This is a genomic window from Streptomyces sp. NPDC032822, from assembly GCF_055578825.1.
Genome location: NZ_JBVIOL010000001.1, coordinates 1,189,581 through 1,203,137 on the forward strand (window position 1 = coordinate 1,189,581; position 13,557 = coordinate 1,203,137).

The 13,557-nt window shown below is 71.8% G+C and carries 14 protein-coding genes; 5 read left to right on the plus strand and 9 right to left on the minus strand.

Going from position 1 to position 13,557, the window contains the following annotated elements:
* Nucleotides 1–7 precede the first annotated feature (7 nt).
* A complete protein-coding gene (glnA, locus tag ACZ5VD_RS05475) occupies nt 8–1,417 on the minus strand; it encodes a type I glutamate--ammonia ligase (RefSeq protein WP_468549308.1) in 1,410 nt (469 codons plus the stop codon).
* A 199-nt stretch (nt 1,418–1,616) separates the two neighbouring features.
* Here glnA and ACZ5VD_RS05480 point away from each other — a divergent pair, with 199 nt between their 5' ends.
* Complete coding sequence (locus tag ACZ5VD_RS05480) at nt 1,617–2,084, plus strand: RDD family protein (RefSeq protein WP_468680885.1); 468 nt, start codon at nt 1,617–1,619, stop codon at nt 2,082–2,084.
* Nucleotides 2,085–2,222: 138 nt separating this feature from the next.
* Here the strand turns inward: ACZ5VD_RS05480 and ACZ5VD_RS05485 are convergent, their stop codons facing one another.
* From ACZ5VD_RS05485 to lipB, 4 genes are all read right to left on the minus strand, one after another.
* Complete coding sequence (locus ACZ5VD_RS05485; protein WP_468549310.1) at nt 2,223–2,924, minus strand: DUF4191 domain-containing protein; 702 nt, start codon at nt 2,922–2,924, stop codon at nt 2,223–2,225.
* Between the two features lie 69 nt (nt 2,925–2,993).
* On the minus strand, nt 2,994–3,194 hold the full coding sequence (locus ACZ5VD_RS05490) for an SCO2195 family GlnR-regulated protein (protein ID WP_468549311.1): 201 nt from the start codon (nt 3,192–3,194) through the stop codon (nt 2,994–2,996).
* A 225-nt stretch (nt 3,195–3,419) separates the two neighbouring features.
* Nucleotides 3,420–4,409, minus strand: a complete 990-nt coding sequence (gene lipA / locus ACZ5VD_RS05495; protein ID WP_468549312.1) for a lipoyl synthase — start codon at nt 4,407–4,409, stop codon at nt 3,420–3,422.
* Between the two features lie 296 nt (nt 4,410–4,705).
* A complete protein-coding gene (lipB, locus tag ACZ5VD_RS05500) occupies nt 4,706–5,512 on the minus strand; it encodes a lipoyl(octanoyl) transferase LipB (RefSeq protein WP_468549313.1) in 807 nt (268 codons plus the stop codon).
* Between the two features lie 263 nt (nt 5,513–5,775).
* Between lipB and ACZ5VD_RS05505 the strand changes: the two genes are divergently transcribed.
* Entirely contained in the window at nt 5,776–7,215 is a 1,440-nt protein-coding gene (locus ACZ5VD_RS05505; RefSeq protein ID WP_468549314.1) for a regulator, read from the plus strand.
* Nucleotides 7,216–7,338: 123 nt separating this feature from the next.
* Here ACZ5VD_RS05505 and ACZ5VD_RS05510 read toward each other — a convergent pair whose 3' ends face one another.
* Nucleotides 7,339–8,724 (minus strand): NAD(P)/FAD-dependent oxidoreductase, encoded by a 1,386-nt coding sequence (locus ACZ5VD_RS05510; RefSeq protein WP_468680886.1) that lies wholly within the window; start codon nt 8,722–8,724, stop codon nt 7,339–7,341.
* Nucleotides 8,725–8,882: 158 nt separating this feature from the next.
* Entirely contained in the window at nt 8,883–9,779 is an 897-nt protein-coding gene (locus ACZ5VD_RS05515) for a TIGR01777 family oxidoreductase (RefSeq protein ID WP_468549316.1), read from the minus strand.
* Between the two features lie 73 nt (nt 9,780–9,852).
* On the opposite strand from ACZ5VD_RS05515, the gene ACZ5VD_RS05520 reads away from it, so the two are divergent.
* Entirely contained in the window at nt 9,853–10,341 is a 489-nt protein-coding gene (locus ACZ5VD_RS05520; RefSeq protein ID WP_468549317.1) for a GNAT family N-acetyltransferase, read from the plus strand.
* Nucleotides 10,342–10,365: 24 nt separating this feature from the next.
* On the opposite strand, the gene ACZ5VD_RS05525 is transcribed toward ACZ5VD_RS05520, so the two are convergent.
* Nucleotides 10,366–11,550 carry a MarP family serine protease gene (locus ACZ5VD_RS05525; RefSeq protein WP_468549318.1) on the minus strand — a complete coding sequence of 395 codons (1,185 nt, stop codon included), beginning with the start codon at nt 11,548–11,550 and terminating at the stop codon, nt 10,366–10,368.
* 188 nt (nt 11,551–11,738) lie between these two features.
* Between ACZ5VD_RS05525 and ACZ5VD_RS05530 the strand changes: the two genes are divergently transcribed.
* Both ACZ5VD_RS05530 and ACZ5VD_RS05535 read left to right on the plus strand, forming a co-directional pair.
* Nucleotides 11,739–12,539 (plus strand): peptidoglycan recognition protein family protein, encoded by an 801-nt coding sequence (locus tag ACZ5VD_RS05530; protein ID WP_468680888.1) that lies wholly within the window; start codon nt 11,739–11,741, stop codon nt 12,537–12,539.
* A gap of 101 nt (nt 12,540–12,640) precedes the next feature.
* Nucleotides 12,641–12,886: a hypothetical protein gene (locus ACZ5VD_RS05535; RefSeq protein ID WP_468680890.1), complete on the plus strand. Its 246-nt coding sequence runs from the start codon at nt 12,641–12,643 to the stop codon at nt 12,884–12,886.
* 111 nt (nt 12,887–12,997) lie between these two features.
* Here ACZ5VD_RS05535 and ACZ5VD_RS05540 read toward each other — a convergent pair whose 3' ends face one another.
* Nucleotides 12,998–13,516: a DUF4240 domain-containing protein gene (locus ACZ5VD_RS05540; RefSeq protein WP_468680976.1), complete on the minus strand. Its 519-nt coding sequence runs from the start codon at nt 13,514–13,516 to the stop codon at nt 12,998–13,000.
* Nucleotides 13,517–13,557: the final 41 nt, after the last annotated feature.

Genomic DNA, 13,557 nt, shown 5'->3' on the forward strand with positions numbered 1-13,557 from the left:
GGACCGATCACACGTCGAAGTAGAGCTCGAACTCGTGCGGGTGCGGACGCAGCTGCAGCGGCGCGATCTCGTTGGTGCGCTTGAAGTCGATCCACGTCTCGATCAGGTCCGGCGTGAAGACGTCGCCCTGGAGGAGGAACTCGTGGTCCGACTCCAGGCGGTCCAGGACGGCCGGGAGGGACGTCGGGACCTGCGCCACGCTCGCGTGCTCCTCGGGAGCCAGCTCGTACAGGTCCTTGTCGATCGGCTCGGCCGGCTCGATCTTGTTCTTGATGCCGTCCAGGCCCGCGAGCAGCAGCGCGGAGAACGCCAGGTACGGGTTGCCGGAGGAGTCGGGCGCGCGGAACTCGACGCGCTTGGCCTTCGGGTTGGAGCCGGTGATCGGGATACGCATGGCCGCGGAGCGGTTGCGCTGCGAGTACACCAGGTTGATCGGCGCCTCGAAGCCCGGCACCAGACGGTGGTACGAGTTCACCGTCGGGTTGGTGAAGGCGAGCAGCGACGGGGCGTGCTTGAGGATGCCGCCGATGTAGTAGCGGGCGGTGTCCGACAGGCCCGCGTAGCCGGCCTCGTCGTAGAAGAGCGGGGAGCCGTTCGTCCACAGCGACTGGTGGACGTGCATGCCCGAGCCGTTGTCACCGAAGATCGGCTTCGGCATGAAGGTCGCGGTCTTGCCGTTGCGCCAGGCCACGTTCTTCACGATGTACTTGAAGAGCTGGAGGTCGTCGGCCGCGGCGAGCAGCGTGTTGAACTTGTAGTTGATCTCGGCCTGGCCGGCGGTGCCCACCTCGTGGTGCTGGCGCTCGACCTGGAGGCCGGAGTTGGCCAGCTCCAGGGAGATCTCGGCACGCAGGTCGGCGAAGTGGTCGACCGGCGGGGTCGGGAAGTAACCGCCCTTGTAGCGGACCTTGTAGCCGCGGTTGTTCTCCAGCGCACCGGTGTTCCAGGCGCCGGCCTCGGAGTCGATGTGGTAGAAGGACTCGTTCGCGCTGGTCGCGAAGCGGACGGAGTCGAAGACGTAGAACTCGGCCTCGGGACCGAAGTACGCGGTGTCCGCGATACCGGTCGACGCCAGGTACGCCTCGGCCTTCTTGGCCACGTTGCGCGGGTCACGGGAGTACTGCTCACCCGTGATCGGGTCGTGGATGAAGAAGTTGATGTTGACCGTCTTGTCGCGCCGGAACGGGTCGACGCGTGCGGTGGACAGGTCGGCGCGGAGCGCCATGTCCGACTCGTGGATGGCCTGGAAGCCGCGGATGGAGGAGCCGTCGAAGGCCAGTTCCTCGTCCGGGTCGAAGGCCGTCGCCGGCAGCGTGAAGTGCTGCATCACCCCCGGCAGGTCGCAGAAGCGGACGTCGATGAACTTGACGTCCTCGTCCGCGATGAACTTCTTGGCCTCGTCGGCGTTCTGGAACATCCAACTCCTCCTACTCCCGACCGTTCCCTGTCGGGGTGGTAGCTCGTTCGTGCGGCCAGTGCGGTGGCACACGCTGACCTCGACCCTAGGGACGGGTGGTTTCTCGCGCGTGACTCATTTGTTTCGCACAAGTTAACCGGACATCGACGTGCCTACCCCACCTGTCCGCATCGCGAAACGGCCGCAGTACCGTGGACGGGTGGACAACAGGCAAGCAATCGGATCGTGGCTTTCCGGACCGCGCGCGGCCGCGGAGGAAGCCGGTGTCGACTTCGGATACCGCGGCGAGCAGCTCGGTCTGCCGGAGGAGGGACCGGGTTCGATCGCCCGCCCCGGCCGCCGTCTCGGCGCCATCGCCGTCGACTGGGCCCTGTGCCTCTTGATCGCATACGGCCTTGTCACGCACGGCTACGACCAGGCGACCAGCAACTGGGCGCTCCTCGTCTTCTTCCTGCTCGGCGCCCTCACCGTCGGCACCATCGGCTTCACGCCGGGCAAGCGCCTGTTCGGCCTGCGCGTGATCGCCCTCGACACCGGCCGCGTGAACCCGCTGCGCGCCCTGCTCCGCACCGCCCTGCTCTGCCTCGCCGTCCCCGCCCTGATCTGGGACCGTGACGGCCGGGGCCTGCACGACCGACTGGCCCGCACCGCGGAAGTACGCGGCTGACACCGGTACGACGCAGGCAGGCCGAAGCCCTACGGCCGGCCGACGCCCGTACGACGAAGGGGGCGCCCGGAGTGATCCGGGCGCCCCCTTTTCCTGTACGAGGGATTTCCTGCGCGGGTGGTTCCGGACGAGCGGGGCTCAGCGGGCCTTCGGCCCGCCCTTCGGGAGCTTCATGCCCTTCGGCATCGGGCCCTTCGGCAACGGCATGTTGCTCATCAGGTCGCCCATGGCCCGCAGCCGGTCGTTGGTCGCCGTCACCTGCGGGCCGGTCAGCACCCGCGGCAGCTTCAGCATGGCCGTGCGCAGCTTCTTCAGCTGGACCTGGCCCTCGCCCGCACCCACCATCAGGTCGTGCACCGGCACGTCCGCGACGATACGGTTCATCTTCTTCTTCTCGGCGGCCAGCAGGCTCTTGACCCGGTTCGGGTTGCCCTCGGCGACCAGGACGATGCCGGCCTTGCCGACCGCCCGGTGCACCACGTCCTGGCTGCGGTTCATCGCCACCGCGGGGGTGGTCGTCCAGCCCCGGCCGATGTTGTCGAGGACCGCCGCGGCAGCGCCCGGCTGGCCCTCCATCTGCCCGAAGGCCGCTCGCTCGGCCCGGCGCCCGAACACGATCGCCGACGCGAGGAAGGCGAGCAGGAGGCCCAGAATGCCGAGATAGATGGGGTAACCGATCAAGAAACCGATCGCGAGGAAGGCACCGAAGGTGACGATTCCGACAGCCGCGAGTACAAGACCGATCTTCTTGTCGGCCCTGCGAGTCATCTTGTAGGTCAGAGCGATCTGCTTGAGTCGCCCGGGATTCGCAGCGTCCGCTGCCGTGTCCTTCCTCGCCATGCGGTGAAGTCTACGTGCCCCCGGAAGCGCCGACGACGGCAGTGTCCGCGGGACGGGCGCGGGAGGGCGTCAGGGGCGCACGGTGAAGGCCTGCTCCACTATGCGCTGCGCCTCGACCCGGTCCTTGGCGCGGCGGCGGTCCTCCATGACGGAGGTCCAGGCGTTGCGGCGAGCGGTGCGCTGGCCGCTGCTCATCAGCAGCGACTCGACGGCACGGAGTGCGTCGGTGATGGACGGAATGGCGGTGGCGCGAACCGGCGCGGCCTGCATGGTGGAGGTCCCCCTCGTAACGGCTCTGGGTGTGGGTCTACGTGGTGTGAGTACAGCGTCACTGATTGGTGTTACCAGGGCGTGACCGACCGGTCAAACGACGATGAAGCCTTGGTGCGCAGCTCCCGGACATCGACGCGGCCCTGACGTACGCCCTCATCAGGGCGGACGGTCAGGGCCGCGTCAAATCAGCCGTTACTGGCGAGTAGTCTCTTGTGCGCGAATTCACACAGCTTGGGAGGCGGCGTACGAGCCACCCCGCTGCGCGGCATCCGACTGACGCAGGTCGGTCGCCATCTGGAAGAGCCGGCCGGCGCGGTACGAGGAACGCACCAGCGGACCGGACATCACGCCGGAGAAACCGATCTGCTCGGCCTCCTCCTTCAGCTCCACGAACTCGTGCGGCTTGACCCAGCGCTCCACCGGGTGGTGGCGCACGGACGGGCGCAGGTACTGCGTGATGGTCACCAGCTCGCAGCCCGCGTCGTGCAGCTGCTGAAGCGCCTCGCTGACCTCCTCGCGGGTCTCGCCCATGCCGAGGATCAGGTTCGACTTGGTGACCAGGCCGTAGTCGCGGGCCTCGGTGATGACCTTGAGCGAGCGCTCGTAGCGGAAGCCCGGGCGGATCCGCTTGAAGATCCGGGGGACCGTCTCGACGTTGTGCGCGAAGACCTCGGGGCGGGAGGCGAAGACCTCCGCCAGCAGCTCCGGGACCGCATTGAAGTCGGGGGCGAGCAGCTCGACCTTGGTCCGGCCGGCCTCGCGGCCGGCGGTCTGCTCGTGGATCTGGCGGACGGTCTCGGCGTAGAGCCACGCACCGCCGTCCTCCAGGTCGTCACGGGCGACGCCGGTGATGGTGGCGTAGTTCAGGTCCATGGTGACCACGGACTCGCCCACACGCCGGGGCTCGTCACGGTCGAGGGCCTCGGGCTTGCCGGTGTCGATCTGGCAGAAGTCGCAGCGCCGGGTGCACTGGTCGCCACCGATGAGGAAGGTGGCCTCGCGGTCCTCCCAGCACTCGTAGATGTTGGGGCAGCCGGCTTCCTGGCAGACCGTGTGCAGGCCCTCGCTCTTCACGAGGTTCTGCATCTTCGTGTATTCGGGACCCATTTTCGCCCGGGTCTTGATCCACTCGGGCTTGCGCTCGATGGGGGTCTGGGCGTTCCGGACCTCCAGGCGCAGCATCTTGCGTCCGTCGGGTGCGACTGCGGACACATCGGCTCCCTGTAGCTTCGATTCTTTGGCGTACACCAGGGTACGCCCGTGCGTTTTGGGTCCCCGGGGTGGCCAACCTTGCGGAACCGGAGGGCATTCCCGCGCCCGTCCCGTTCCTGGGGGCTGCCGCCCCCAGACCCCCGCTTCGGCCCTGAAGGGGCCTCGTCCTCAAACGCCGGACGGGCTGACATCAGCCCCTCCCGCGTTTGAGGAGCGGGGGTCCGGGGGCTGGCCCCCGGGTCGGGACGGGAAGGGGCGGCGGGGGCGAGGAAGATCGGTGGGCCGGCCCGCAGGGGTTATGTCGACGCCGGCTCGATCTCCCGCGGCCTCAGCTCGGCGTTCTCCAGCACATCACGAAGGTGCCGCTCGGCCACCGGCAGCACCTCGTCGATCGTCACGTCCCGGCCCAGCTCACCCGCGAGGGAAGCGACCCCCGCGTCCCGGATACCGCACGGGATGATGCGGTCGAACCACTTGTTGTCCGGGTTCACGTTGAGCGCGAAGCCGTGCATGGTCACCCCCTTCGCCACCCGGATCCCGATCGCCGCGATCTTGCGGTCCTCGCGGCGCTGGCCGGCGTTGGAGGGGGCGTACTCGGGGCCGTTCATCCGCGGGTCGAACTCCTCGTCGTGCAGACGGGGGTCGAAGTCCAGGGACAGGCCGCCGAGCGACGGGCGCTGCGCGGCCTCTTGCCGGGGATCGCCCAGCACCCACACCCCGCTGCGGCCCTCGACCCGGCTGGTCTCCAGGCCGAACTCCGCACAGGTGCGGATCAGGGCCTCTTCCAGACGCCGTACGTGGGCCACCACGTCCACCGGGCGCGGGAGCTGCTGGATCGGGTAGCCGACCAGCTGGCCCGGGCCGTGCCAGGTGATCTTGCCGCCGCGGTCGACGTCGACGACCGGGGTGCCGTCCAGCGGTCGCTCGCTGTCCGCCGTGCGCCGGCCGGCCGTGTAGACCGGGGGGTGCTCCAGGAGCAGCACGGTGTCGGGGATCTCGCCGGCGAACCGGGCCGCGTGCACCCGGCGCTGCTCGTCCCACGCCTCCTGGTACTCGACGGCGTCCGCACCGAACCCCATACGGACGAACCGCAACTCACTCACGGCAAGCGCCTCCCTAGAACCCCTGGCAGGTGGTAAGGCACGAATCGTGCCTACGCCACTGTACGTCCGGCCGATGCCCGTCAGCCGTGCGGCCAATCCTCACACGATCGGATGAACGAACGTCGAAATGTGCGATCAGGTGCTCACTCTCCGCTACATTCGCGCCGTTCACCGAGGCCATAAGGGCTGCTCACAGGCAATCCGGGCAACGCAGGCACCGCAGCGGCCTCCGCGAGGCCCGAAGGCAGGAGACCGCACCGCAGATGACGGAACGACCCGCGCAGCGCACTCCCAACCGCCAGCTCGCCGCGCTCATCGCAGAAGCGGGGTTCTCCAACGCTGGTCTCGCCCGTCGGGTGGACCAGCTCGGTCTCGAACACGGGCTGGACCTCAGATACGACAAGACCTCCGTGACCCGGTGGCTGCGCGGGCAGCAGCCCCGCGGCACCACCCCCGCCCTCATCGCCGAGGTCTTCACCCGCCGCCTCGGCCGCAGACTCACCGCCCAGGACCTCGGGCTCGACGCCTGCGCCCCCGTCTACGCGGGCCTGGAGTTCGCCGCCACCCCCGAGGAGGCCGTCGACATCGTCGGCGGGCTGTGGCGCAAGGACTCCGGCAGCCACGCCGAACTCCGCAAGATCGCGTTCACCCCGGCCGGCCTGGTCGTCCCCAGCCGGGACTGGCTGATCGGCCGGGCCGACGACAAGGTGGCCCACGGCGGCGAGCCCCCTCAGCGGGTCCCCGCGCAGGGACGTCCGGGAGTACCCCGGCAGCGCGGCCAGGCCGAACGCGGCCCCGGCCAGAAGGTCACCGGCGGCGACATCTCCGCCCTCCGCTCGGTCGGCGAGCTGTTCCGCTCCCTCGACGACATGTACGGCGGCGGCCACGCCCGCCAGGCCCTCGTGCGCTACCTGGAGCACGAGTGCGAGCCGATGCTGCGCGGCACCTACGGCGAGCAGACCGGCCGCCGCCTGTTCGCCGCCGCCGCCGACCTCACCAGACTCGCCGGCTGGACGTCGTACGACATCGCCGCGCACGGCCTCGCCCAGCGCTACTTCGTCCAGGCGCTGCGGCTCTCGCAGGCGGCCGGGGACCGGGCGTACGGCTCCTATGTGCTGGTGACGATGAGCAGACAGGCCGTTTATCTCGGGCACGGGCGGGAGGCCGTGCAGCTCGCGCGGGTGGCGCAGCAGGGGGTGGGGACCAACGCCCCGCCCATGGTGCAGGCGCTGCTGCACGCGGTCGAGGCGCGCGGGCACGGGGTGCTCGGCGAGGTGCGCGCCTGCACCGGATCGCTGGTCCGGGCCGAACGCGCCCTGGAGGCGGCCCGGCCCGGCGACGAGATCCCGCACTGGGCCCGGTTCTTCGACGAGGCCCAGCTCGCCGACGAGTTCGGGCACTGCCACCGCGACCTCCAGCAGTTCCGCTCGGCCGTCCAGCACGCCGAACGCTCCCTGCAACTGCGCGCCCCCGCCTACGCCCGCAGCCGCCTCTTCTGCCGCATCGTCCTGGCCACCGCCCGACTCGGCCTCGGCGAACTCGACCAGGCCTGCGCGCTGGGCGCGGAGGCGGCCGGCCAGGCGGCGGAGATGCGGTCGGTCCGGGCGATCGAGTACGTACGGGACTTCGAGCGCAGGCTGGAGCCGTACAAGGACGCGGCACCGGTCCGGGGCTACCGCGACAAGATCGCGGCCCTCGGCTAGTCCGGCCGATCCCGACTCCGCCGTCACGGCACCGAGCCATGACGGCGGAGTCCGCCCTGCCGGACGGGCACCGGCCGTCGGCACGCGGTCCACGCCGACAGCCCACGCCCCGTCCTCCTTCGTTCACGCCGCCCGTGGTGTCGGTAACGGCTCCGCGCGGTGCATCGATTCGTTCGCTCCGAGGTCGGTCAGGAGGGCCGACGCGGCGCGGTGGGCCGAGTGCAGGGCGCCCTGCACGGTGCTGGTGTCGCGGTGGTCGCCGCACACGTACAGGCCGGCCAGCAGGCGGACCGGGCGGCGCAGGTCGTGCGGTGGGCGCATCGCCGGGACCGCCTCGGCGGTGTGGTGGACGGCGAGGGTCTCCCAGCGGCGGGTGGAGGTGCCGTAGAGACGGGCGAGGTGCATGCGGACGGCGGTGTCCAGGTCGGACGGTGGTGGCCCGAGGACCGTGGAGGAGACGAGGGTGCGGCCCGCCGGGGCCCGGGTCGGGTCGACGCGGCTGACCACCGCCGTGTGCGCGACCGGGCCGCCCCGGTCCGCGTCGAGCAGCAGGGCCGCGCCGGTCGCCGGCGGCTGGTCCGTGGTGTGGTGGACCACCGTCACCGGATGGAAGTCCGGGACCCGCAGGCCGGGCAGCAGTCCGGCGGCGGCCCGGGCGTCCGTCGCGACCAGCACGGCCCGGCAGCGGATCTCGCCGTGCTCGGCGGTCGTCACCGAGGTCGTGGAGACCGAGGTGACCCGGACTCCGGTGCGCACCGTGCCCGGCGGCAGCGTCTGCGCGAGCAGCTCGGGCAGCGCGTCGGCCCCACCCTCCGGCACACACAGCCGGCCGCCCGCGAACGCCCGCAGCGCGAGGTCCGCACACCGGCTGGACGTGGTCAGCCCCGGGTCGCACAGCAGGGCGGCGAGCAGCGGACGCAGGAAGCCGTCGATCGTCCGGGCCGGCACCCCCCGGGCCGCGAGGGCCTGCCCGGCGGGCAGTTCGGGACGGGCCAGCAGACGGGCGACGGGCAGGTGCGCGATCCGGGACAGCGCGGCACCGAGCCGGGCCTGGTCGACGGCGCCGCCGAGCGGGACGGTCGCCCCGGCCTTCGGCACGGAGGCCGGCCGGGGAGCCGTACGCCCAGGAGCGCTTGCCAGGGCGCGCGCCGCGTAGAGCGCGCCCAGTGCGCTGCGTGCGCCCCCCGCGCCCCCCGCATTCCCGAACGGGCCGGCGCGATGGTGGCGGCCGTCGCTGTGCAACAGCACGCCCGGGGCGAAGCGCCGCAGCACGAGCCCGTCGAGGCCGGGTGTCAGCCGTAGTTCGGGATACGTCGTGGACAGCAGCTGTCCGATGCGGTCGAGCCGGAAGCCGTCGACCTTCTCGGTCGCCATCCGGCCGCCCACACACGGGGCGGCCTCCAGCACCGTGGTCCTCACTCCTGCGCTGGTCAGCCGATGTGCCGCGGACAGACCGGCGATCCCGGCCCCCACGATCACGACGTCCGCCTGGTACGCGTGCTCAAGCACGTGCCCCTCCTCGAGGTTGCGCGGCCGGTGGAGACGTCATGCCCCCAACTGCCTCCGGGAATACCCGAGTTCGGCATGAGGGTAGGACCGTGCCCGGTCGGCGGCAGTCGCGCATCGACAGGGCACGGTCGCACGACGGTCGCATACGGCCGCGCGGGTCACCTCGCCGCCCGGATCGCCTCCTCGATCCCCGGGAACGTGAACGCGAACCCGGACTCCAGCAGCCGCATCGGCAACACCCGCTGGCTGCCCAGCACATCGCCGGCCATCTCGCCGAGCACGGCCCGCAGCACCGGGGAGGGCACCGTGAACAGCGTCGGCCGGTGCAGCACCCGCCCCATGGCGGCGGTGATCTCACGGTTCGTCAGCGGCTGCGGGGCGGTCACGTTGAACGGCCCGGACAGCGTGTCGGTGTCGATGAGATGCCGGATCGCGGCCACCTCGTCGTGCAGCGAGACGAACGACCAGTACTGCCGTCCGTCGCCCATCCGCCCGCCGAGCCCGGCCTGGAACAGGGGGAAGAGCTTGCCCCACGCCCCGCCCTTGCGGGACACCACCAGGCCCGTCCGGGGGAACACGGTCCGGACACCCGCCGCCTCGGCCGGCGCGGCGGCCCCTTCCCACTCCACGCACAGCTCGGGCAGGAACCCCGTCCCGGGCGGCGCGTCCTCGTCGACGGTCCGGTCGCCGGTCTCGCCGTAGATGCCCATCGCACTGCCGTTGACGAAGACCCGCGGCGGCGTGTCCAGGGAGGCGACGGCCTCGGCGAGGGTCGTCGTGCCCAGCAGCCGGCTGTCGCGGATCCTCGCCTTGTACGCCTCCGTCCAGCGGCGCGAGCCCACGTTCGCCCCGGCCAGGTTGACCACCGCGTCACACCCGGCGAGGCCTGCCGTGTCGACGTACTTCCGCTCCGGGTCCCAGCGCACCTCGTCCCGCGCCCTGGGCTCCCGGCGCACCAGACGCACCACTTCGTGTCCGTCGGCGGTCAGCGACCGCGCCAGGGCTCCACCGATGAGACCGGACGCGCCGGCCACCGCGATTCGCGAACGTTCCATGAGGACCATCCTTGCTCAGCGGCCGGGAAAAACCCCGGTGGGGTCATCGAACGTCCGCCGTAAAGTGGCCGGCATGCCGGTTCCGAACATCCGCCACGCCACCCCCGACGACGAGGAGCCGCTGGGCCGCCTCGACCGCGAGACCTGGTCCCCGCTGCACGCCGTCACCCCCCGCCCGCAACCGCCGTACGACCCCTTCTTCAACGAGCGGTTCGGCCCCCGGGACCACCTCGTCGCGGAACTCGGCGGCAGCGTCGTCGGCTATGTCCGGCTCGGGTACCCGACCTCGCTCGTCTGCAACGCGCACGTCCGCCAGATCCAGGGACTGGCCGTCGCCGGGGCGGCGCGCGGTGCCGGCGTCGGCCGGGCGCTGCTGCGGGCCGCGCAGGAGGAGTCCCGGCGGCAGGGCGCCCGCCGCATCAGCCTGCGGGTGCTCGGCCACAACACCCCGGCCCGCCGGCTCTACGAGTCCGAGGGCTTCGTCGTCGAGGGCGTGCTGCCCGAGGAGTTCCTCCTGGACGGCGCCTACGTCGACGACGTGCTCATGGGCCGCGGTCTCTGACCCGGCCCCTGCCGGGTCGGAGGTTCAGGACGTCGTCAGCGCGCCCGTGTCCACCGGCGTCGTCGCGTCCGCCGCGTCCGCCGCGTCGGCGGCGACCTCGTCCGCCGTCAGCACGTACCCCGTCTCGGCGTCGGAGGTGGAGCGGGCGAAGACCACGCCGTAGACCTTGCCGTCGGTGGTGAGCAGCGGGCCGCCGGAGTTGCCGGGGCGGACCGTGGAGCGGATCGAGTAGATCTCGCGGGTCACGCTCGCGTCGTTGTAGATGTTCTGCCCGGTCGCCTTCACCCGGCCCGCGACCGTGGCCGCCTGGAGGTTCAGATCGCCGTCCTGCGGATAGCCGGCGACCACCGCCGAGTCGCCGCGCGTGGCGCTGTCGTCGAAGCGCAGAACGGGGGCGCTCAGCTCGGGGACGTACAGCACGGCCACGTCCTTGTCCGGGTCGAAGAGCACCACCCGGGCCTCGTAGGACCGCCCGACCCCGCCGATCCGGACGTTCGGGTCGTCGATGCCGGCCACCACGTGGGCGTTGGTCATCACGTGCCGCGGCGCGTACACGAAGCCGCTGCCCTCGCGGCCCTGGGTGCCCGAGACACCCTCGATCTTCACGGTGCTGAGCTTGGCGGCGTTGGTGGCGCTCGCGGTGACGCTGTCGCCGGTGGGCTCGGCGACCTCGGCCGTCGACTCGTTCTCGAACGGGTTGAAGACCTGGGGGAAGCCCGCCTCGGTGAGCGCCGAGGTGGCCCGCGAGAACCAGGTCGGTGTGGTGTCCGGCATGGTGTTCTGCACGGTGCCGAGCAGGGCCGAGTCCCGGATCGCGGTCGTGACCAGCGGCGACGAGGACGCCCCGAGGACGCTCGCGGCCACCCACGCCACCAGCAGCACGGCCACCGCGTTGGCCGCGGCCCCGCCCACCCCGTCGGCCACCCGCAGCGGCCCCTTCTCCAGCTCCCGGCGCAGCCGCAGCGCGAGCCGCCCCGCCAGCTCGTGGCCGAGCACGGCCGGGCCGAGGACGGTCAGGACCGCGGTCACCGTCGCCGTGGTGGTGCCCGGGGACACCAGGTCCATCACCCAGGGCAGTACCCACACACCGATGACCGCGCCGCCCACGAAACCGGCCAGCGAGACACAGCCGGCGACCAGGCCGCGCCGGTAGCCGGAGGCCGCGTAGGCGAGGATCACCAGCAAGAGCAGGATGTCGAGCAGGTCCACCGATCCGCCTTTCTCCAGGAACCCCTAGTACGCACGGGACGCGCCCAGTGATCAGCCACGCGCGCGTGGCGTCCGGAACCCGCCACGCGTGCGTGTACCCGGGAAAACGTCCCGGACCGGGACGATGGTTCCACCAGGTGGCACACCACACATCGCGGGCGGACCGGATCGGCCGGACAGTGGAGGGCATGCGTGTCCGAAGACCGACGGGCTCCCGGAGAACGCGCGCGGCACGAATACCGAGGCCCGCGCTCGTGCTGCTGGGCTGTCTGCCCGGCCTCGCCGCGGCCGTCGCGCTGGCCCTGTGCGCCCACGGGATCGAGAGCGCCGGGGCCGTGGGCGCCCGCCCGGTGGCGGCCCGCCCCGCGGTCGCCCACCCCGCCACCAGACCGCCCATCGTGCCCCGCTCGGCCTGGGACACACAGGAGGGCGGCCGAACCCGGCCGCCGCCCCGCTACGACGACAAGGTCGTCGCGGTGTTCGTCCACCACACCGACTCGCCCAACGCCTACGCCTGCGCCGAGGCCCCCCGCATCATCCGCTACCTCGCCGCCGGTATGACCGAATCCCGTCACTGGGACGACATCGGCTACAACTTCCTCGTCGACCGCTGCGGCACCATCTACGAGGGCCGCGCGGGCGGCGTCGACCGCCCCGTCACCGGCGCCCACACCCAGGGCTTCAACCACCGCACCACCGGCATCGCCGCCCTGGGCACGTTCACCGCCGGAGTGCCGGTCCCGAAGGTGATGACCGACTCGATCGCCGCCCTCGCCGCCTGGAAACTCGGCCTCGCCGACATCGACCCGCGCCGGACGGTCCGCCTGGTCTCCAGCAACGGCCTCAGCCGCTACGCCGCCGGCACCACCGCCGCCCTCCCCGCCCTGGCCGGCCACGAGGACGGCTACATGACCAGCTGCCCGGGCGCGGCCCTGAGCGCCCGCCTGCCCGAGATCAGGGACCTGGCGGCCCGTCTCCAGGGCAGATGACCGGCCCCGCCCGCCTCACAGGCTTCTCCCAGCGGACTCACCGATGCCCCAGAGACCGCCGCCCTATCGTCATGCACACGCACTGACTGGAGGTGGGGATCATGAACAACAGTCACCCGGGCACCCCCGACGGGAACACCACACGGAACACGGCCGGCCGGGCCAGGAACGCCCGCGGCCCCTGGGCGGTTCTCTGCGCGGTCGCGGCCGTCGTCCTGGGCCCGGCCGCCGTCACGGCGAACGCCCTCGAACAGGCCAACGCGGCGCCGATGCACCACGCGGTGAAGGCCGAGCACGCCCCGGCGTACATCCCGACGGACACGACCCGCCGCCGGACCGCGGCCTGAGCGGAAGCGGGAGCGGGAGCCCGAGCGGGAGTCCGCGCCCGAGGCCGAGGCCGAGCCCGAGCGGGAGCCCGAGCCCGAGCGGGAATCCGAGCCCGAGCGGGAGTCCGCGCCTCAGCCCCTGAAGCGCTCCCACACCTTGGGGAATCGTTCCGCCAGCACCGATTCGCTCTCCAGGTCGAGCGGGGAGCCCAGCGGCTCCGAGGGGGCGGGGGCGATGCCCAGGTCGGGGGCGACCGTGCCGGTGAGCTGCTCGTACGCCTCGTCGGCCGCGTAGCCGAGTTCCTCGCCGTCGCCGTCCAGCTCCTCGTCGAAGTCGTCGAGGAGTTCGGCGAGCGAGTCCGGGGCGTGCACCGCGCCCTCGTACACCTCGCGGCCCTGGCCGATCAGCCAGCAGCGGAAGAAGTCGAAGGCGTCGTCGCTCGCGCCGTCCAGCAGGACCCAGGCGGTGCCCCACAGGTCCCAGGTGTAGGCGCGGTTGTAGCGGGCCTCGAAGTGACGGGCGAAGTCGAGGACCATCTCCGGGTCCAGCCGGAGCAGCCGGTCCACGAGCAGGTCGGCCTGCTCCTCGGGGTCGCCCTCGGCGGCCACGCGAGTGGCGTCCACCAGCTCCCAGAACTCCGTCTCGTCCATCACGGGTCAAGCATCGGCCCTGCGGAGGTGGGGCGCACGTG

Coding starts and splice junctions, on each gene's coding strand:
- ACZ5VD_RS05540 (WP_468680976.1), bottom strand. CDS start 13,516: ATGGACGAGACGGAGTTCTGGGAGCTGGTGGACGCCACTCGCGTGGCC.
- ACZ5VD_RS05485 (WP_468549310.1), bottom strand. CDS start 2,924: ATGGCGAGGAAGGACACGGCAGCGGACGCTGCGAATCCCGGGCGACTC.
- ACZ5VD_RS05535 (WP_468680890.1), top strand. CDS start 12,641: ATGAACAACAGTCACCCGGGCACCCCCGACGGGAACACCACACGGAAC.
- ACZ5VD_RS05515 (WP_468549316.1), bottom strand. CDS start 9,779: ATGGAACGTTCGCGAATCGCGGTGGCCGGCGCGTCCGGTCTCATCGGT.
- ACZ5VD_RS05490 (WP_468549311.1), bottom strand. CDS start 3,194: ATGCAGGCCGCGCCGGTTCGCGCCACCGCCATTCCGTCCATCACCGAC.
- ACZ5VD_RS05520 (WP_468549317.1), top strand. CDS start 9,853: ATGCCGGTTCCGAACATCCGCCACGCCACCCCCGACGACGAGGAGCCG.
- ACZ5VD_RS05530 (WP_468680888.1), top strand. CDS start 11,739: ATGCGTGTCCGAAGACCGACGGGCTCCCGGAGAACGCGCGCGGCACGA.
- ACZ5VD_RS05505 (WP_468549314.1), top strand. CDS start 5,776: ATGACGGAACGACCCGCGCAGCGCACTCCCAACCGCCAGCTCGCCGCG.
- glnA (WP_468549308.1), bottom strand. CDS start 1,417: ATGTTCCAGAACGCCGACGAGGCCAAGAAGTTCATCGCGGACGAGGAC.